This window comes from Citrobacter sp. C6_1, assembly GCF_014596835.2.
GTDB lineage: Bacteria > Pseudomonadota > Gammaproteobacteria > Enterobacterales > Enterobacteriaceae > Citrobacter > Citrobacter pasteurii.
Map to the genome: position 1 here is coordinate 3076058 of NZ_CP115031.1, position 18270 is coordinate 3094327.

Genomic DNA, 18270 nt, shown 5'->3' on the forward strand with positions numbered 1-18270 from the left:
TGGTAAAAGGATTTTGAAATGGATTTATTTATTATAGTAGTACTCTTATTAGCATTGCTCTCTCCCATTTTATCCGTTGTACTTTTCAAGAAAAGTAAAAAATATCGAGAGGAAATGAGTGTTTTAGCCTCCAGTAATAAAACTCTTGGAGGTGAATTAGGTGAAACACAGGAAAAATTAGCCCAGGCTATACGCGAACACGCAGAACTTGAAGGGAAAGCAGCTCCCTTATGGCAGTATCAAGAATTGCATAATGCAGTCCTAAATGCTGAGAAGAAGATAAAAACTGCTGACGCCATAGCCAAAGAAAAGATAGAAGAAGCTCAAAAAGAAGCTGCAAGAGCAGTGAACGAAGCCCACCACCAGGCTGAATTAACAATAAGCAATGCCAATAGCGAAGCTGTCGCTATCACCCAAGATGCTCGTGATGCCCGCTTGAAAGCCAAAGAACGACTCGATAACGCGAATAGTAAAGCGGATGAACTAATCTCTAATGCAAATGATAATGCGATGAAAATAATCGCAGATGCTGAGATACGTGCAAAAGAAATTGCGGGGTCCGCATATGAAGCAAAAGAGTTCGCAGAGACCTATCAGGCTGTAGCCAAGTCAATGAAAAATAAAATTGAAGGGTACGGTGATGAATGGATAGTTCCAAACCGAAGTGTTTTGGACGAACTGGCAGAGAATTATGAATTTACGGATGCCGGGAAAGAGCTGCAAAAAGCCAGGGAGTTAACCAAGTCTCTTATCAAAACAAGCAAAGCTGCAAGCTGTGAATATGTCGAACCGAACAGACGAAACACCGCAATCAATTTTGTACTAGATGCTTTTAACGGGAAGGTTGATAGCACCCTTTCGAAAATTAAGCATAACAATTACGGTAAACTATCCCAAGAAATAAAAGATGCATTTGAGCTTGTGAATTTTAACGGTTCAGCCTTTAGGTCCGCTAAGATCACCGATATTTACTTACAGGCTCGACTCAACGAGCTTAAATGGGGGGTTGCTGTAAATGAAATTATGCTCGAGGAAAAAGAAGAACAAAGACGAATCAAAGAGCAGTTACGTGAAGAAGAAAAAGCACGTCGCGAGTATGAAAAAGCGATAAAAGAAGCTGAAAAAGAAGAAAAAGCAATTCAACAGGCCATTGATAAAGCGACTAAAGAACTGATGCTTGCTGGCGAAGAACAACGTATAGCCCTCGAACAGAAACTGGCTGAGCTACAAATTAAATACGAAGAAGCTGAAGCAAAAAACCAAAGAGCTATCTCGATGGCGCAGCAAACACGCTCTGGTCACGTATATGTGATCAGTAACATCGGCTCCTTTGGAGAAAACGTTTATAAGATTGGGATGACGCGCAGACTTGAACCGCTCGATCGCGTCCGTGAGTTGGGTGATGCCAGCGTACCTTTCTCATTCGATGTGCATGCAATGATCTACAGTGATGATGCACCATCACTCGAAAATCATCTCCACAAAGTGTTTAACGATAAGCAAGTGAACAAAGTTAACTCACGCAAAGAGTTCTTCAATGTTGGTATAAAAGACATCAAATCTACGATTCAAGAAATGAGTATTGATGCGCATTGGACGATGTTTGCAGAGGCTAAAGAATATCGTGAGTCACTAGCCCTAACTGAAAAAATCCTTACTGATAAAATCCCCGAAGATGAACTGATCGTTGCTTAGCTAAGGAGAGTTTGTAATGAAATTTAAAGCTAATTCCATTAGAACATTAGATCGTTTTTTGAAATGTTGTGGTGGTCAAGAAAATATAACATTAGGTATCAAATTAGATGATTTAGGACCTGAAAAGCTAGTTGAAATTGGTTTTGGCGTTTCGCCAGAAGAAGGCCTATCGATAATACCAAGTGTTATTGGTAAGTTTACTAGTTTCAATGCTAACGGAAAGGAAATCCTACGACCTGATTTGCCAAAAGAACAATACAGCGTTTCATATACAAGCACTACATACGACTGGCATAGAAATCCTCATTATGGGATGCACACACGAACAGCTATGCGGATAGCAAGAGAGCATATTCCAGCTCCTGCGATAATGATCTCTGTTGCTAAAACAAAAAATGGGACATACATAACTTCACCTTTACTAAATTTATCCGAAGAAAATTCAGAGTTAAACATCCACATTATAAACTTAATGCTCGAATGTTTCGATGAGATAGAAATTTTAGATACAGAAAAAGAACCATTAATAACAACAAAATTCAAAAAAGTGTTATGGACTGTATTACCTAAAGGGAAATACCCATGGGACGAAATTTCGAAAATAATAGTTTCTAACACCCAAAAAACTTCAGCATCAGATAGCGATAGAGAGGTCATTGAATCCAGACTCAAGTTAATCAATGTCTACAAACCTGATTTCATTGCTACTGGTCATGCGGGATTCAACGGATATTTTATCTTTGGTTTTGAAAGTAAAAATATATACGTACTTGAAAGCATTTTTCTTGATAACGCAACTTACATTTTTAAAAAAGATTGGGAAATATTATCCCAATTAACTAAAGCAGAGATCATTAATGGTGACCTTGAATATGAGCGTATCGTTCATAATAAAGTTTGGAAACGAGCAATAGGTGACCGCTTATCAAAGGCCTTAAGAACTTAAGTAGATGATGTTTGAATTTATGAAATTCATACATTGACCACTGTTCAAACATACAGTTAAATTTAGCCCTCAAACATGAGGGCTTTTTTATGGCAGTACGAAAACTCGACACAGGTAAATGGATATGCGAATGCTATCCCGCAGGTCGTAGCGGACGCCGCGTGCGTAGGCAGTTCGCTAGTAAAGGTGAAGCGTTAGCGTTTGAACGGCACATGATGGATGAGACTGAGGCGAAACCCTGGCTGGGCGAATCGGTAGACCGCCGGACGCTAAAAGATATCGTCGAACTCTGGTACAAGCTGCACGGAAAATCTCTGACCGCAGGCGAGCATGTTCACGACAAGCTGATCCTGATGGTCGATGCTCTCGGAAATCCCCTCGCCACTGATTTAACATCCAAAATGTTCGCGCACTATCGCGATAAACGCCTGACGGGTGAAATCTACTTTAGCGAAAAATGGAAGAAAGGAGCCAGCCCGGTAACTATCAATCTTGAACAAAGCTATATGAGCGGAGTGTTTAGCGAGCTGGCACGACTTGGAGAATGGACTGCGCCAAACCCATTGGAGAACATGCGCAAATTCACCATCGCAGAAAAAGAGATGGCCTGGCTGACACATGAACAAATCACTGAGCTTTTGTGCGACTGCAAACGCCAAAGCCCCCTACTCGCCCTAGTTGTCAAAATCTGTCTGAGTACCGGTGCCCGCTGGCGCGAAGCTGTGAACCTGACCCGTTCTCAGGTCACGAAATACCGGATCACGTTTGTCAGGACAAAAGGCAAAAAGAACCGCAGCATTCCGATTAGCAAAGAGCTGTATGAAGAAATCATTGCCCTGGACGGTTTCAAGTTCTTCACCGACTGCTACTTCCAGTTTTTATCTGTAATGGATAAGACTTCTATCGTGCTTCCACGCGGTCAACTAACACACGTTCTGCGTCATACGTTCGCAGCACACTTTATGATGTCAGGCGGAAACATCTTGGCTCTGCAGAAAATCCTTGGGCATCACGACATAAAAATGACCATGCGCTACGCGCACTTAGCACCTGACCACCTTGAAACGGCCCTGCGCTTTAATCCCTTAGCTACAATGGCAACATAGTTATTTATTGGGATAGTAAATCGTCACCAGTAAAATCACCACATTGGTGTATTGAGCCATCTTGTAAATTCTTTGATCAATTCTCTCTGAGAGGGTATTACCATCCCATGTTTGGAGGCTCCATCCACCCCGTCCTACAGTGACTGTCAGTGCAATGTATGAGGAAACTGCTTTAAAAGCATTGACCCATGAAAATTCAAACCGCCAAAAGTACCAAATGACAACCATTGCAACTGAGAAAAAGAAGAAATTATACGTGGCAGCAGAACGCAGTTTTCTCCTTAAGTGACAAGATGATTCGTTGAAGTTTGGGTCAAGGTACTCATTTGGGTAAAATTTTCTGACGAACCATTCAAATCCCTTACGAGGGGAAAACAACATCAGTATGGAGGCAAAAAAGAGTTTCATGGCTCATTCCAGTAGCCCTGTATTGGGAAGCGCATTATAAACTTCACTTAAAGCAATGGCTAAGTAACAAATGCCAAGTGGCGACAAAGTGGCGGCAGCGGTTGGCAATGCCCCGTAATCGCCACTCCTTATCACCAACCTAACTTATTGATTACCTTGCAACTCATTGTTTTCACTAACCCGTTTACATAAATGGGTTTTTTGTTGCCTGGATTTTAGCTCCCCCCCGAAATTCCTCCCCAAATTTGCAGCATGCCGGTTATGGCACATACTTTTACTCGGTGCTAAATGGTGATGGGGGGTTGCTATGTTACTCGCAGGCAAAGTCACGGTGATCTTCGGTGGCAGCGGCGCTATTGGTAGTGCAGTTGCGCATACTATGGCGCGCGCCGTCAGGAAAAGCTGGATTGGACCGCCAGCAGCATCAGAACGGCGGGTGGCGCAGTCGAAACTTTTATTACCGATGTTCTCGACGAACACGACGCATCAAAACAAGTTACTCGCCTTATCCAGCAAACCGGTGGAATAGATGTGGTGGTCAACGCGACCGGTTTTATGCATGAGCAGGGCAAGCGCATCGAGGCATTATCCCTCTCCGGTTTTATGAGCGGTATCACCCCTTTCCTCTCGACACAGTTCAATATCGCAAAAGCCGTAACGTCACACATGGGCGGCAATCGTGCGGGCTTTATTCTTACCGTTGTCGCTCCCGCAGCGCCTATGGCAATACCAGAACACCTCGGACACATCGTCGGCTGATTTCGACCTTTTCACACCGAAGGCTGCTGCGCCGCATTGTATTTTGTCGAGCGAGAACACAGCGTAATACCGCAGACGATAACCAGCGCGCTTACCAAATGATATGAATGCAGCGTGACGTTTAAAAATACTACGCTGAAGAACCCTCCACTCAGTGGAATCAAATGCGAATAGATTTCACCGCGCGTGGCACCAATGGCGCTAATGCCTTTGTTCCACAGTAAGTATGAAAACCAGGAAGGGAAAATAATCAGATAGGCTAATCCGGTTATGACCTCATAATTTGCATAATGATGCCAGTCAGGCATGCCATTGCGCATCAGTTCAAAGCCCAGAACAGGAATAAGCGCGATAGCACCCAATAGTGCACTGACGGCAACAAATGCGTTTCCCTTCACCGCTCGCGGTTTAATCCGCAGAAAAGCACAATAGACCGCCCAACTGAGCGCTGAACCCATAGTCCAGAGATCGCCCTGATTCAGATGATTAAGCACCTGCGCATGTTTCAGATCTCCCTGTGACACCAGCCAGATAACACCAAGGGTACTGAGGATCACTCCGGCAATATTGCGCGTGGAAATAAGCTCTTTAAAAAAGAGCTTATTAATAAGTAATACTATCGCGGGCGTCGTCGACATATAAATTGCGGCATTCAATGATGACGTGTATTGCAGGCCAATGTACAAGGTCAACGGAAAAAGAACCTGACCACAAAGCGCCAGGAATGCGATAGTGCCAAAGGATTTTTTCATCATTGGCCACTGTTCTGCGACCTGGCGAAAATAAAGCGTCATTAACACCAGAGCAGTAAAAATCCAGCGTGCTGCTGATAAAACGACAGGATTAACATCAGCGACCAATATATGGCCAACCACATAGTTCCCGCCCCAAAAACAGGCTGCCAGACTGAGTAAAATATAGGGCATGTTATCCGCCTTGTTGTCACATTCTCTGTATTACAACAAGGCTACGGCGGCGTCAGAATGAATGCTAATATAACCTTTTTATCCAGGTGGATAGATTAAAACTATGAAATTTACGCTCAGGCAACTGGAATTTTACATTGCACTTACAGAAACATTACAAATCTCCAAAGCTGCAGCGCGTTGTCATATCTCCCAGTCATCAATGACCATTGCCATGCGCAACCTGGAAGAAGCGCTAAACGTACAGCTTTTTGTGCGCTATCCCAAAGGGGTCAAGCTTACCGTCGAGGGTGAGCGCTTTCTGAATCATGCCTGTAACATTATCAACAGCAGTCGCGTTGCGATTGATTCCCTGCAAGATACAAGTGATATCCTTACCGGAATGGTGCGTATCGGCGTCGCAGAAACGCTCTCCGCTTATCTGATACCTGATATTCTTGGCGACATTGAACGCCGTTTTCCTCTTCTTGAGATCGTTTTTCATGAAGCCACAGCGCCAGAATTAATACAGGCACTGCGGGACAAACAGGTCGATTTTTGTCTGCTGCTTACCTCAAACATCAGCCACGACGCCGATCTGGATATCGAAACCTTTATTCGCTCCCAGCGACGTCTGTGGACGTCGATCGGACATCCGCTACAGAGCCAGTCCGCTATCCGGTTGAAAGATGTTGGCAAGTTGCCGTTTTTACTGCTGGAAACCGACAAGTATCCTGACGTCATCACAGAGTACTGGCAACAGCGTGGCTACGTACCCAACATCTGCTTTCGCAGCAACTCTTTTGAGGCGGTACGCAGCCTGGTTGCCAAAGGCCGAGGGATCACCATTTTATCCGATCTGGTATATCGCCCGTGGTCACTGGACGGACTGCGCGTTATGCGCAGAACGATTGATGATTTTATTACTTACATGGATGTCGGCACCGTTAAAGCAACACACCAACCGCTGACCACCGAGGCTGGAAAAGTCATCGATTTTTTACGTCAGGTGATTACCCGCCTCGACAAACCTTATTGATACAGCTCAAGAACGTGGCAGCCCGGCAATACGCGCCACCATCAGCAAGATATCTTCTCGCTGCAGCGGTTTTTTGTCCGTGACAAAATGCAGCGTCATCCCCTCGATAAACGCATCCAGCGCCCGCGCGGTAATCGGTTCGAACCACTGCTCCAGCGTCTGCTGACTGCGTAACATCCAGTTTTGCATAACCGTCTTTAACGCCGGTTTACGACTGGCAAACGCATACAATTGGTACATGAGTTCCATATTACCAGGCGTCGTGACCTGGGAGCTATAGATCATATCGGTAATGGCATGGCAGGCCTGTGGCGCATTTTCAACACCGGCAAAAAATGCCTGATATTGCACAGACATGGTGTCAGTAAAACGCTCGAATGCCTCCATTAAAAGCTCATCTATTCCCGAAAAGTAATAGGTCATTGAGCCCAGCGGCACCTCGGCAATCATGGCGATTTTCCGGTGTGTAACCCCATGAGCACCATGGATTATAACCGCATCCAGCGTGGCCTGGACTATTTTATCCCGTCGTTGTGGATCGTTCGCGCGTCGCACTGCATTACCTCTTCTTGCATTTGTGTACAAATGTACACAACCTTGCTAATGTTGTCTTCTTCCCTCTTTTCTTTGGCTCGAATTCATGACTGGCATCTCATCACGCAAAGCCTTAAGACGCCGTATGTGGGCGCTTTTCACGTTCTTCTTTTTACCAGGATTATTAATGGCTTCCTGGGCGACGCGTACCCCTGCCATCCGAGATATCCTCTCTATTTCCACCGCTGAAATGGGCGCGGTGCTATTTGGACTCTCAATTGGCTCGATGAGTGGCATTCTTTGTTCGGCCTGGCTGGTGAAACGATTTGGCACGCGAAACGTCATCCGCGCCACCATGTCATGCGCGGTTCTGGGAATGACAATTCTCAGCCTCGCATTATGGCTGCATTCCGCCTGGCTGTTTGCGTTTGGTCTGTGCGTGTTTGGCGCCAGTTTTGGCGCGGCTGAAGTGGCCATCAACGTCGAAGGCGCAGCGGTTGAGCGCGAAATGAATAAAACCGTGCTGCCGATGATGCATGGTTTTTACAGCCTGGGAACGCTGGCTGGCGCAGGTGTTGGCATGGTACTTACCGCCGTCAGCGTCCCCGCGACAGCACATATTCTGCTGGCGGCGATGGTGGCTATTACCCCTATTTTTATCGCTATTAAGGCTATTCCCGACGGCACAGGTAAGAATGCTACTGACGGTTCGCACACCGTTGAAAAAGGGTTGCCATTCTATCGCGATATGCAGTTGCTGCTGATTGGCGTCGTGGTGCTCGCAATGGCATTTGCTGAAGGTTCTGCCAACGACTGGCTTCCATTACTGATGGTTGATGGGCATGGATTTAGCCCGACATCTGGATCGCTGATTTATGCCGGCTTTACGCTCGGTATGACCGTCGGGCGCTTCACCGGCGGCTGGTTCATCGACCGCTACAGCCGTGTGACAGTGGTACGCGCCAGTGCGCTGATGGGCGCACTCGGTATCAGCCTGATCATTTTTGTCGACAGCACATGGGTAGCCGGAGTTTCCGTTATTCTGTGGGGACTCGGCGCGTCGCTCGGCTTCCCACTGACCATTTCGGCTGCCAGCGACACCGGCCCCGATGCGCCAACGCGCGTCAGCGTTGTCGCAACCACCGGCTATCTGGCGTTCCTGGTTGGACCGCCGCTGCTGGGCTACCTGGGTGAACACTACGGCCTACGCAGCGCCATGTTGGTTGTGCTGGCGCTGGTGCTTGTCGCAGCCACCGTAGCGAAGGCTGTGGCTAAACCGGATGTCAAAAATACCACTGTGATGGAGAACGGCTAATGGCTATTAAGTTAATTGCGGTCGACATGGACGGCACATTTTTAAGCGACCAAAAAACCTATAATCGTGAGCGGTTTATGGCGCAGTACCGTCAAATGAAAGCACAAGGGATCCGTTTTGTGGTCGCCAGCGGCAATCAGTATTACCAGTTGATCTCTTTTTTCCCCGAACTGGCCGACGAAATCTCATTTGTGGCGGAAAACGGTGGCTGGGTGGTCAGCGAAGGGGAAGATATTTTTAACGGTGAACTGGCAAAAGACGATTTCCAGACCATCGTGGAGCATCTGCTGACCCGCACGGACATTGATATCATTGCCTGCGGTAAAAGCAGCGCCTACACCCTGAAGCAGTACAGCGATGAGCATAAATCCATCTCTGCCATGTATTATCACCGTCTTGAGTTTGTCGATAACTTCGACAACATCAACGATGTATTCTTCAAATTTGGCCTGAATATCTCCGACGATCGCATTCCCCAGGTACAGGCAGATCTTCATGAGGCGATTGGCGGCATTATGGTACCGGTGCATACCGGATACGGCAGTATCGATTTAATTATTCCTGGTGTTCATAAAGCCAACGGTCTACGCCTGCTGCAACAACGCTGGAATATTACCGACGATGAGGTTGTCGTGTTTGGCGATGGCGGAAATGATATTGAGATGCTACGCCAGGCTGGATTTAGCTTCGCAATGGCCAACGCTCACGAACCTGTTGTTCTGGCAGCAAAATATCGTGCGGGTTCGAATAACGAAGAAGGCGTGCTGAATGTTATAGATCGCGTACTAAAAAATGAGGCGCCCTTTACCCGTTAACGCATCAGCACAGACGGCAACAAAAGGACAGCATGATATATTCATAATCCGCCTCAAATTAACCCGCTGGATTATTACTTCCAGTGAATATTTCAGGTGAGCAAATTATGAAAAAAAGTGTACTGATGGCAACAGTGTTGCTGGGGTTTGCAGGGTCAGTATTTGCACAAAGCGTTACCGTTGATGTACCAAGCGGTTATAAAGTGGTGATCGTGCCCTCTTCCGTCAGCGTTCCGCAGGCGGTCAGTGTGACTACCGCGCCACAAACGGTGTATGTTGCTCCGGCAGCCACTCCAGCCCCTGTTTACCGCGCACATCCGTATGCGCGTCATGTTGCCAGCGTCGGTGAAGGCATGATCATCGAACATCAGATTGACGATCACCACTAAGTTTCTGCCAGGCCCGGGCAACCGGGCTTTAGCCTTCCCGGGAATCCCCAACCCGTTTATCTTTCAGGAAGATAACCATCAGAATCAGCCACAGCACACCGCTGGCCAGATTAAACAGACTGAACAAGCCGTTGCCACCCAGCAGATAAGCATGTTTGCTCAGCTCAATACCGACGGTAAATATCAACATTTGCAGCATACCCATTGCTGCTGAAACTGTCCCTTTGCTCATTTCACTGGCAAACAGCGTCAGGCGCACCAACCCGGCATTCGCCACGCCAATGCCAAACGCATAAAGACTTAAACCTGCCGTCATCCACAGATACGCATGAGAAGAAAAAACCGTGGCTGCGGCGGCAATGATCAATCCCACAGAGATTGGCCAGCCCCCCATGATAATCAGCGAGCGCACCGTGCGACGTGATGTCAGACGCGCCAGCACCAGGTTACCGGCAATCAGTGCGCCAAAAATCGGCACCTGCAGCAGGCCATATTCGTAGCTGCTGAGATGTTCGCCACTGATAATAATGATCGGGGACTGCGCAATCCACGCCAGCAATGGCAGACTGACAAAGCCCAATGCCAGTGCGCCTGCGACAAAACGCACATTCTTTAGCACCAGCTTATAATCTTTGCCCAACTCTTTGATGGAAAGCTTCTCGCCCAGTCGGGTAGCCGTTTCCGGCATCGCGCGCTGCAGGCCAAAAAAGGCGATTGCAGCCAGCGCGGCAAACAGAACAAACATGCCTTCCCACGGCAGAACATGTACCCAGGCGGCCCCAACCAACGGCCCCAAAAGCGGTGCAATCAATGCTACGTTTGCCATTAGCGCAGTGATTTTAATGCACACCGCTTCTTCAAAGGACTCCTGAATTGCGGCGTAACCTACCGCACCAATAAAGCACAGGCTAATCCCCTGTAAAAAACGCAAGAATGTAAACTGCTCAATATTCTGCGCAAGCAGGGTCGCAAGACAGGTCACAATGAACCAGAGCACGCCGGTTAACATCACCGGACGACGACCAACACGGTCCGACAGCGGCCCTAACAACCACTGTAAAAACATGCCGCCAGCCAAATAGGCGGTCATGGAGGTTGGAACCCAATCTAAACCGGCCTGATATTGCTCCACCACCGCCAACATTCCGGGTTGGATCATATCGTTACCGATATATGTAGAGAATTCGTAAAGCACCAGACAGAGAGGGAAAAGTAATGCCTGACGCCCCAAGCGGGCGCCTGAAGATAAACGGTTCTGCATGCAATCTCTTAACAAATGAAAAAACGCGCAAAGTGTAATAAATGCGCGGTAGTGGTGATAGTGAATTATGTGATTTGAAAGCAAAATGCGCACATTTTTACACTCAATTGCACGATAGCTTTTTGTTTTAAGGTTAATTTAAGTTGAGACCGCTATCATGCTCAATAAGCCTCATTAATTGTCTTAAAAAGAGTCAGTTAACAGACAAATAGGACAAGACCGCTTTTTATCGCCTGAAAGCAATTTTATGATCCCCAATATGGGCCTTTTTAACGATTACATTGAGTCTGGATGTTATGCTGGAAAATCTGAACAACTCGCTTTTTTACCTGATCAACGCCACGCCGGACTCTGCGCAATGGACGATCTCGCTCGCCATTTTTATTGCCAAAGATCTGATTAGCATCGTACCGCTACTGGCGATCATTCTCTGGCTTTGGGGGCCGAAAAACCATGTGACCATCCAGCGCCAGTTGGTCATAAAAATGGCGATTGCGCTGGCAGTCGGCCTGACCATTTCATGGCTCATGGGACATTTATTCCCTCACGACCGGCCATTCGTCAATCATATCGGCTACAACTTCCTGCACCATGCTGCAGATGACTCTTTCCCGAGCGACCACGGTACGGTTATCTTTACCTTTGCGTTGGCCTTCCTGTTCTGGCACCGACTGTGGTCCGGAGCGCTGCTGATGGTCGTTGCCGTGGCGATTGCCTGGTCGCGGGTTTACCTTGGCGTACACTGGCCGCTGGATATGCTGGGGGGGTTACTGGCAGGTCTGATCGGCTGCCTAAGCGCCCAGATGATCTGGCAACGATTCGGCACAACCCTGTACCACGGTTTGCAGACCTGCTATCGCACTTGCTTCGCCCTGCCTATTCGTAAAGGCTGGGTACGTGACTAACCCACGGTAAAGAGAGTAGTATTAAGCGCGAAACTGAGCACGTATTCTACTCTCCAGGGGAACTATGGAAACTCGACGCGACGAGCGTATTGGTCAATTACTGCAGGCGCTAAAACGCTGCGATAAATTACACCTTAAAGAAGCCGCGACACTGCTGGGTGTATCAGAAATGACCATTCGTCGCGATCTGAATAATAACACGGCCCCGGTCGTATTGCTTGGGGGCTATATTGTTCTGGAACCCCGTAGCGCCAGCCACTATTTAATCAGCGATCAAAAATCCCGCCTGGTTGATGAAAAACGCCGGGCAGCGCAGCAGGCAGCCAGCCTCGTCCAGGCGCATCAGACCGTTTTCTTCGACTGCGGAACAACAACGCCGTGGATCATTGAAGCTATCGACAATGAATTGCCTTTTACCGCAATCTGCTACTCACTAAATACATTTCTGGTGCTGCAGGAAAAACCGCAGTGCCGCGTCATTCTGTGTGGTGGCGAATTCCATGCCAGCAACGCCATTTTTAAACCGCTTGATTTCCAGGAAACGCTAAACAACCTGTGCCCGGATATCGCTTTTTATTCCGCGGCAGGCGTTCATATTGAGAAAGGCGCGACCTGTTTTAACCTGGAAGAGCTGCCGGTGAAACATTGGGCGATGTCGATGGCGCAGCATCACGTTCTGGTGGTCGATCACAGCAAATTTGGTAAGGTGCGTCCGGCGAGGATGGGGGAAGTAAAACGCTTTGATACCATCATCAGCGACAGCCGCCCTGATGATGAGTTTGTTGAGTACGCTAAAGCGCAACGTATAAAGCTGATGTATTAAGAGATAATGCCGGATGGCGATAGCGTCATCCGGCAATCGGTGTGATTAAGAGAACCAGCCGCCAAACCACTGGTGGAATTTCATCATCACAAAATCCCACATGCGGCTAAAGAAACCGCCCTCTTCCACATCTTCCATCACCATCAACGGGCGCTGCTCGATGGATTTCCCGTTCAACTGGAAGTCGATAGTCCCCACAACCTGGCCTTTCTTCAGCGGCGCAGTTAACTGGGGTTCGGTCAGGGTAAAGCTGGCCTTCAGGTTTTTGAGCTGACCACGCGGGATGGTCACTGAGCCGCCTTCCCCTGCGCCCAAATTCACTTCGCTCTTATCACCAAACCAGACGCGCTGGGTCACGAAAGTGGCATCCGGCTTGATTGGCGTGACGGTTTCAAAGAAACGGAAGCCCCAGGTCAGCAGCTTTTCTGACTCATTAAAACGGATGCGGTCAGTTTTCGCCCCCAACACCACGGAGATCAGGCGCATATCGCCCTGGGTCGCGGAAGCCACCAGGTTGTACCCCGCACCGGCGGTAGTACCCGTTTTCATACCGTCCACGTTCAGATTGGTACTCCACAACAGACGGTTACGGTTCGGCTGACGGATTTTATTAAAGGTGAATTCTTTCTCTTTGTGGATAGCATACTCTTCCGGTACATCGTGGATTAATGCCTTCCCGAGCAGCGCCATATCACGCGCGGTACTGAACTGTCCTGCCGCATCCAGGCCATGCACCGTCTGGAAAGTGGTGTTGGTCAGCCCCAGTTTTTTCGCGTAGCCGTTCATCAGACCGATAAAGGATTCCTGGCTGCCAGCAACATAATCAGCCAGCGCGATACAGGCATCGTTACCAGACTGAATGATAACGCCTTTGTTTAGATCGGACACCGCAACCTGATCGCCAGGTTTGAGGAACATGACCGAAGAGCCACGCAGAGCCGGATTCCCGGTCGCCCAGGCATCTTTCCCGACGGTAACCATGTCATTCAGATTAATTTTCCCGGCTTTTAGCGCCTGACCGACCACATAGCTGGTCATAATCTTGGTCAGACTGGCGGGATCCAGTTTCTCATCGGCATTACCTTCCGCCAGCACTTTGCCGCTGGCGTAATCCATTAAGATCCACGCACGTGCGTCAACGCTCGGCGGAGCCGTTGGTTGTTCCGCCGCCTGTACGGTCGGCGCAAAAAGGATTAAGAGTGCTGAACCTGCAGCAAGGCTGCGTAGGGAAGAGAAGTATTGCGTCATAAATGCCACCCGAGTATCCATTCCAAAAACCACGTCATACCACACCGTGTTTACACAAAACCGGCTAAGTTGCCTCAGCCAACCATACAGAAAAGTTCTGATGGATGACGTGTAAAATAAGTGCGGTGAGTAATAACGCACTAACGAGCTTAAAGAAACCGTAAGTTGGTAAAGTTTTTAAAGTTTATGCAATAACGCAGCGCTGCGCTGCTCTCATCACGATTTTTTTGCGCCTTGTTGCGTAAATATTAGGTTTACCCCACCATGTGAGCGAGTCAAATAGAGAATGCAGCCATAAAGCTGCTCAATTAATTTGCGGGGTTACTATGATTACACTATGGGGTCGCAATAATTCGACCAACGTAAAAAAAGTATTGTGGACACTCGAAGAACTGGAACTGCCATACAGCCAAATTCTGGCTGGCGGACAGCATGGCGTAAATCATGATGCAGACTATCTGGCGATGAATCCTAACGGGCTGGTTCCACTGCTACGCGATGACGAAACAGATGTATTGCTGTGGGAATCCAATACCATTGTCCGCTACCTCGCGGCCCAGTACGGGCAAAAACGACTGTGGGTTGACGCCCCGGCGAAACGCGCCGAGGGCGAAAAATGGATGGACTGGGCTAACCAGACGCTGAGCCCTGCACATCGGGTTATCTTATTTGGTCTGGTCAGAACCCCGGCGGAGAAACGTGACATGGCGGCCATTGAGGCCGGTGCTAAGGTCTGCGATAACCTGTTTGCCATACTGGACAACGCGCTGGCGGATCAGCCATGGTTCTCCGGAGCTGAATTTGGCACTGCCGATATCGCCGTCGCACCGTTCATCTATAACCTGTTTAATGTCGGCCTGAGCTGGACGCCGCGCCCTCACCTGGAACGTTGGTACCAACAGCTCACCGAGCGCCCGGCATTCCAGAAAGTCGTGATGATCCCGGTCAGCTAATCCTGTCAGGGACTCACTTTCAGCAATTCCCCGTCGGACTCGTCGGTTAATACATACAAATAACCGTCTGGTCCGACGCGCACATCGCGGATTCGCTGCCCTCTGTCATGCAAAATACGCCCGTCTTCCGTCACTGTATTACCTTTCACGCTTAACACAATCACCCCCTGTTCTTTCAGCGCTCCAATAAACAGCTTGTGTCGCCACTGTGGGAACGTATCGTGGTTATAAAAGGCCATCCCACTGACAGCAGGTGATTTTTCCCAGTAAAAGACAGGCTGCTCCGTACCCGCAACAATTTGGCCTTTTGCTTCAGGAATTTTAAGCCCACTGTAGTTAACGCCCCAGGTCGCGAGCGGCCAGCCGTAGTTTTTCCCTTTCTCCGGGATATTGATTTCATCGCCACCGCGTGGGCCATGCTCATTGAGCCACAGCGTATCGCTCCAGGGGTTCATCGCCATCCCCTGCGGGTTGCGGATGCCATACGACCAAATCTCTGCCCGCGCTCCCGTCTTACTCACAAACGGATTATCCGGCGGAATTTTTCCCTCGTCGGTCAGCCGTACGACCTTCCCCTGCAACTTATCCAGATCCTGAGCTGTTGAACGTTGGTTATTCTCACCAAGGCCAATAAACAGATAGCCGTTGCCATCAAACACCATACGTCCACCAAAATGGTTTCCGGTAGAGAGCTTCGGCTGTTGGCGAAAAACGGTCTGAAATCCTTGCAGGTGTTTGAGATCGTCACTCAATCGCCCGTAGCCTACCGCGGTGCCCGCTTTGCCTTCGCGGTCGGCTTCCGCGAAGCTTAGCCACACCCGGCGGGATTGAGCAAAATCCGGTGCCAACGCCACATCAAGCAGTCCCCCCTGACCATTCGCCCAGACTTTGGGTACGCCGGTCAGCGGGTCGGAAAGCCCCTTCCCAGGCTGCCAGAGTCGAAGCTGGCCGCCTTTAAGCGTAATGAGCATACCGCGATTATCGGGTAAAAAAGCCAGTGACCACGGGTGATCGAGTTTGGTTTGCAGCACTTCCACCTTTACCGCGGCGGCATAAGTGGAAAATAGCGCAAGGGGGATAGCACAGAGCAAGAGTCGACGCATAACACCTCCTTAATGGCTCTGCATAAAGCGTAGCCAGCAAGGGGAATTATCTCGTCATATTTACATAATCTTAACGAAAAGGGGGAGCGCCCTCCCCCTGATTCAGACGTGTTCCAGCGTTGGGTAAGATTCCAGGCTCTGGATACTCAGCGTCAGCGTTGTCAGGCAGTTTTCCAGTTTCTCTGCGTTAACGGCGATAAACGTTGGACAATCATGGTGTCCACTCATAAGACAAACAGCGGCGGCGGCTAACGCCCCTTCAGCACGATGAAAGGCATTCCACTCTTCCTGATCAAGATGCATACCGTGAAGCTGTGATTGCTCGTGCAATTCGCGATTCAGTGCAAAAAAATTATCACGCAGACGATCGCTCTCGCTGACTGACATGTAGCCTTTCGCCTTTCTCAACAGCAGATAAGCGGCAAGTTCGATACGGGCGTTTATCAATTTGTTGAGAAGATCGGTTCTCAGTCTGTCAACAACCATACTTTGTTCCTCCTCTTTCCAACTATGGTGCAACTTAATAGTATGGTTAATTTTTGAACAAAGTCGTGTTCAGGATCAATCCATCACCTAAAATTAACATAATTTACAAATAATCTTTAATTCCGCGCCGGGCAGGCCGCTGATGGTATGAGATTGCGATACAATTTTTGTTCAGAACTCTGTAGAATCCCTGCCCTGAATATTCCAATAACTGAACACTTTTTACGCTATGAGCAATGTAACCCACCAGCCGAAAATCGGCTTTGTCTCCCTCGGCTGCCCGAAAAACCTTGTCGATTCTGAACGCATCCTGACCGAACTTCGTACCGAAGGCTATGATGTCGTGCCAAGCTACGACGACGCGGATATGGTCATCGTTAACACCTGCGGTTTTATCGACAGCGCGGTCCAGGAGTCTCTGGAAGCAATTGGCGAAGCGCTGAACGAAAACGGCAAAGTGATCGTCACCGGTTGTCTGGGCGCGAAAGTCGATCAGATCCGTGAAGTCCACCCGAAAGTGCTGGAAATCACCGGGCCGCATAGCTATGAGCAGGTTCTGGAACACGTTCACCACTACGTTCCCAAACCAAAGCACAACCCGTTCCTGAGTCTGGTTCCTGAGCAGGGCGTCAAACTGACGCCGCGCCATTATGCCTATCTGAAGATATCTGAAGGCTGTAACCACCGCTGCACGTTCTGTATTATTCCGTCGATGCGTGGCGATCTGGTGAGCCGTCCGATTGGAGATGTTCTCAGCGAGGCTAAACGTCTGGTCGATGCGGGCGTGAAAGAGATTCTGGTGATCTCCCAGGATACTTCTGCTTACGGTGTGGATGTGAAGCATCGTACCGGTTTCCATAACGGTGAGCCGGTCAAAACCAGCATGGTTGATCTGTGCGAACAGTTGTCAAAACTGGGGATCTGGACCCGCCTGCACTACGTCTACCCGTATCCGCACGTAGATGATGTGATCCCGCTGATGGCGGAAGGGAAAATCCTGCCGTATCTGGATATCCCACTGCAGCATGCCAGCCCACGTATTCTGAAACTAATGAAACGCCCGGGTTCTGTGGACCGACAGCTGGCACGTATTAAACAGTGGCGTGAAATCTGTCCTGAACTGACCCTGCGTTCAACGTTTATTGTTGGCTTCCCGGGCGAAACCGAAGAAGACTTCCAGATGCTGCTCGACTTCCTGAAAGAAGCACGTCTGGACCGCGTCGGCTGCTTTAAATACAGCCCGGTAGAAGGTGCGGGAGCCAATGAGCTGCCGGATCAAATCCCGGAAGAGGTAAAAGAAGAACGCTGGAACCGCTTTATGCAGCTGCAGCAGCAGATCTCTGCTGAACGTTTGCAGGAGAAAGTCGGCCGCGAGATTCTGGTCATTGTTGATGAAGTTGACGAAGAAGGCGCGATTGGTCGCAGTATGGCTGATGCCCCTGAAATCGACGGTGCGGTGTACCTCAATGGCGAAACCAACGTGAAGCCTGGCGATATCCTCCGCGTGAAAGTCGAAAACGCAGATGAATACGATCTGTGGGGCACGCGCGTTTAATAAGCGTAACTCAACCGTAGGCCGG

At 48.9% G+C, this 18270-nt stretch carries 18 protein-coding genes and 1 pseudogene; 12 read left to right on the forward strand and 7 right to left on the reverse strand.

Features of this window, described 5'->3' with window-relative positions; genetic code table 11:
- The first annotated feature begins 18 nt into the window (after positions 1–18).
- The 3 genes from IB196_RS14930 (at position 19) to IB196_RS14940 (ending at position 3747) form a co-directional block, all read left to right on the forward strand.
- Positions 19–1695 (forward strand): DUF4041 domain-containing protein, encoded by a 1677-nt coding sequence (locus IB196_RS14930; RefSeq protein ID WP_188231830.1) that lies wholly within the window; start codon positions 19–21, stop codon positions 1693–1695.
- Positions 1696–1711: 16 nt separating this feature from the next.
- Entirely contained in the window at positions 1712–2641 is a 930-nt protein-coding gene (locus IB196_RS14935) for a hypothetical protein (protein WP_188231829.1), read from the forward strand.
- 89 nt (positions 2642–2730) lie between these two features.
- Positions 2731–3747, forward strand: a complete 1017-nt coding sequence (locus IB196_RS14940; protein ID WP_188231828.1) for a tyrosine-type recombinase/integrase — start codon at positions 2731–2733, stop codon at positions 3745–3747.
- Here IB196_RS14940 and IB196_RS14945 read toward each other — a convergent pair whose 3' ends face one another.
- Positions 3748–4155, reverse strand: coding sequence for a hypothetical protein (locus IB196_RS14945; RefSeq protein WP_097412683.1), 408 nt, complete (start codon positions 4153–4155; stop codon positions 3748–3750).
- Positions 4156–4462: 307 nt separating this feature from the next.
- Between IB196_RS14945 and IB196_RS14950 the strand changes: the two are divergent.
- Positions 4463–4908: pseudogene (locus tag IB196_RS14950) on the forward strand (SDR family NAD(P)-dependent oxidoreductase); the annotation flags it as partial.
- A gap of 17 nt (positions 4909–4925) precedes the next feature.
- On the opposite strand, the gene IB196_RS14955 reads toward IB196_RS14950, so the two are convergent.
- Positions 4926–5840, reverse strand: a complete 915-nt coding sequence (locus tag IB196_RS14955; RefSeq protein WP_188231827.1) for a DMT family transporter — start codon at positions 5838–5840, stop codon at positions 4926–4928.
- A 103-nt stretch (positions 5841–5943) separates the two neighbouring features.
- Here IB196_RS14955 and IB196_RS14960 point away from each other — a divergent pair, with 103 nt between their 5' ends.
- Positions 5944–6858: a LysR family transcriptional regulator gene (locus tag IB196_RS14960; protein WP_040230463.1), complete on the forward strand. Its 915-nt coding sequence runs from the start codon at positions 5944–5946 to the stop codon at positions 6856–6858.
- Between the two features lie 6 nt (positions 6859–6864).
- On the opposite strand, the gene IB196_RS14965 is transcribed toward IB196_RS14960, so the two are convergent.
- On the reverse strand, positions 6865–7413 hold the full coding sequence (locus tag IB196_RS14965; RefSeq protein WP_188231826.1) for a TetR/AcrR family transcriptional regulator: 549 nt from the start codon (positions 7411–7413) through the stop codon (positions 6865–6867).
- 85 nt (positions 7414–7498) lie between these two features.
- Here IB196_RS14965 and IB196_RS14970 point away from each other — a divergent pair, with 85 nt between their 5' ends.
- The 3 genes from IB196_RS14970 to IB196_RS14980 all read left to right on the forward strand — a co-directional run bounded on the left by IB196_RS14970 (position 7499) and on the right by IB196_RS14980 (position 9911).
- Entirely contained in the window at positions 7499–8707 is a 1209-nt protein-coding gene (locus tag IB196_RS14970; protein WP_188231825.1) for an MFS transporter, read from the forward strand.
- Positions 8707–9522 carry a Cof-type HAD-IIB family hydrolase gene (locus IB196_RS14975; protein ID WP_040230460.1) on the forward strand — a complete coding sequence of 272 codons (816 nt, stop codon included), beginning with the start codon at positions 8707–8709 and terminating at the stop codon, positions 9520–9522. The genes IB196_RS14970 and IB196_RS14975 overlap by 1 nt, the downstream gene beginning before the upstream one ends.
- Before the next feature lie 107 nt (positions 9523–9629).
- Positions 9630–9911: a hypothetical protein gene (locus IB196_RS14980; RefSeq protein WP_040230459.1), complete on the forward strand. Its 282-nt coding sequence runs from the start codon at positions 9630–9632 to the stop codon at positions 9909–9911.
- A gap of 28 nt (positions 9912–9939) precedes the next feature.
- On the opposite strand, the gene IB196_RS14985 is transcribed toward IB196_RS14980, so the two are convergent.
- Positions 9940–11172 (reverse strand): MFS transporter, encoded by a 1233-nt coding sequence (locus tag IB196_RS14985; RefSeq protein WP_040230458.1) that lies wholly within the window; start codon positions 11170–11172, stop codon positions 9940–9942.
- Positions 11173–11468: 296 nt separating this feature from the next.
- On the opposite strand from IB196_RS14985, the gene ybjG reads away from it, so the two are divergent.
- Positions 11469–12077 carry an undecaprenyl-diphosphate phosphatase gene (gene ybjG, locus IB196_RS14990; protein WP_005123628.1) on the forward strand — a complete coding sequence of 203 codons (609 nt, stop codon included), beginning with the start codon at positions 11469–11471 and terminating at the stop codon, positions 12075–12077.
- A 64-nt stretch (positions 12078–12141) separates the two neighbouring features.
- Positions 12142–12900, forward strand: coding sequence for a DNA-binding transcriptional repressor DeoR (gene deoR / locus IB196_RS14995; protein WP_005123630.1), 759 nt, complete (start codon positions 12142–12144; stop codon positions 12898–12900).
- Between the two features lie 45 nt (positions 12901–12945).
- On the opposite strand, the gene dacC is transcribed toward deoR, so the two are convergent.
- On the reverse strand, positions 12946–14148 hold the full coding sequence (gene dacC / locus IB196_RS15000; RefSeq protein ID WP_005123632.1) for a serine-type D-Ala-D-Ala carboxypeptidase: 1203 nt from the start codon (positions 14146–14148) through the stop codon (positions 12946–12948).
- A gap of 326 nt (positions 14149–14474) precedes the next feature.
- Here dacC and IB196_RS15005 point away from each other — a divergent pair, with 326 nt between their 5' ends.
- Positions 14475–15101: a glutathione S-transferase family protein gene (locus IB196_RS15005; protein ID WP_040230455.1), complete on the forward strand. Its 627-nt coding sequence runs from the start codon at positions 14475–14477 to the stop codon at positions 15099–15101.
- Positions 15102–15106: 5 nt separating this feature from the next.
- On the opposite strand, the gene IB196_RS15010 is transcribed toward IB196_RS15005, so the two are convergent.
- Both IB196_RS15010 and bssR read right to left on the reverse strand, forming a co-directional pair.
- Complete coding sequence (locus tag IB196_RS15010) at positions 15107–16204, reverse strand: PQQ-dependent sugar dehydrogenase (protein ID WP_040230453.1); 1098 nt, start codon at positions 16202–16204, stop codon at positions 15107–15109.
- 102 nt (positions 16205–16306) lie between these two features.
- On the reverse strand, positions 16307–16690 hold the full coding sequence (gene bssR / locus IB196_RS15015) for a biofilm formation regulator BssR (RefSeq protein ID WP_040230452.1): 384 nt from the start codon (positions 16688–16690) through the stop codon (positions 16307–16309).
- A gap of 229 nt (positions 16691–16919) precedes the next feature.
- On the opposite strand from bssR, the gene rimO reads away from it, so the two are divergent.
- Positions 16920–18245, forward strand: a complete 1326-nt coding sequence (rimO, locus tag IB196_RS15020) for a 30S ribosomal protein S12 methylthiotransferase RimO (protein WP_040230451.1) — start codon at positions 16920–16922, stop codon at positions 18243–18245.
- Positions 18246–18270: the final 25 nt, after the last annotated feature.

Excerpts from the sequence above, each read along its gene's own strand:
- IB196_RS14930 (WP_188231830.1), top strand. The coding sequence starts at position 19 with ATGGATTTATTTATTATAGTAGTACTCTTATTAGCATTGCTCTCTCCC.
- IB196_RS14935 (WP_188231829.1), top strand. The coding sequence starts at position 1,712 with ATGAAATTTAAAGCTAATTCCATTAGAACATTAGATCGTTTTTTGAAA.
- IB196_RS14940 (WP_188231828.1), top strand. The coding sequence starts at position 2,731 with ATGGCAGTACGAAAACTCGACACAGGTAAATGGATATGCGAATGCTAT.
- IB196_RS14945 (WP_097412683.1), bottom strand. The coding sequence starts at position 4,155 with ATGAAACTCTTTTTTGCCTCCATACTGATGTTGTTTTCCCCTCGTAAG.
- IB196_RS14955 (WP_188231827.1), bottom strand. The coding sequence starts at position 5,840 with ATGCCCTATATTTTACTCAGTCTGGCAGCCTGTTTTTGGGGCGGGAAC.
- IB196_RS14960 (WP_040230463.1), top strand. The coding sequence starts at position 5,944 with ATGAAATTTACGCTCAGGCAACTGGAATTTTACATTGCACTTACAGAA.
- IB196_RS14970 (WP_188231825.1), top strand. The coding sequence starts at position 7,499 with ATGACTGGCATCTCATCACGCAAAGCCTTAAGACGCCGTATGTGGGCG.
- IB196_RS14975 (WP_040230460.1), top strand. The coding sequence starts at position 8,707 with ATGGCTATTAAGTTAATTGCGGTCGACATGGACGGCACATTTTTAAGC.
- IB196_RS14980 (WP_040230459.1), top strand. The coding sequence starts at position 9,630 with ATGAAAAAAAGTGTACTGATGGCAACAGTGTTGCTGGGGTTTGCAGGG.
- IB196_RS14985 (WP_040230458.1), bottom strand. The coding sequence starts at position 11,172 with ATGCAGAACCGTTTATCTTCAGGCGCCCGCTTGGGGCGTCAGGCATTA.
- ybjG (WP_005123628.1), top strand. The coding sequence starts at position 11,469 with ATGCTGGAAAATCTGAACAACTCGCTTTTTTACCTGATCAACGCCACG.
- deoR (WP_005123630.1), top strand. The coding sequence starts at position 12,142 with ATGGAAACTCGACGCGACGAGCGTATTGGTCAATTACTGCAGGCGCTA.
- dacC (WP_005123632.1), bottom strand. The coding sequence starts at position 14,148 with ATGACGCAATACTTCTCTTCCCTACGCAGCCTTGCTGCAGGTTCAGCA.
- IB196_RS15005 (WP_040230455.1), top strand. The coding sequence starts at position 14,475 with ATGATTACACTATGGGGTCGCAATAATTCGACCAACGTAAAAAAAGTA.
- IB196_RS15010 (WP_040230453.1), bottom strand. The coding sequence starts at position 16,204 with ATGCGTCGACTCTTGCTCTGTGCTATCCCCCTTGCGCTATTTTCCACT.
- bssR (WP_040230452.1), bottom strand. The coding sequence starts at position 16,690 with ATGGTTGTTGACAGACTGAGAACCGATCTTCTCAACAAATTGATAAAC.
- rimO (WP_040230451.1), top strand. The coding sequence starts at position 16,920 with ATGAGCAATGTAACCCACCAGCCGAAAATCGGCTTTGTCTCCCTCGGC.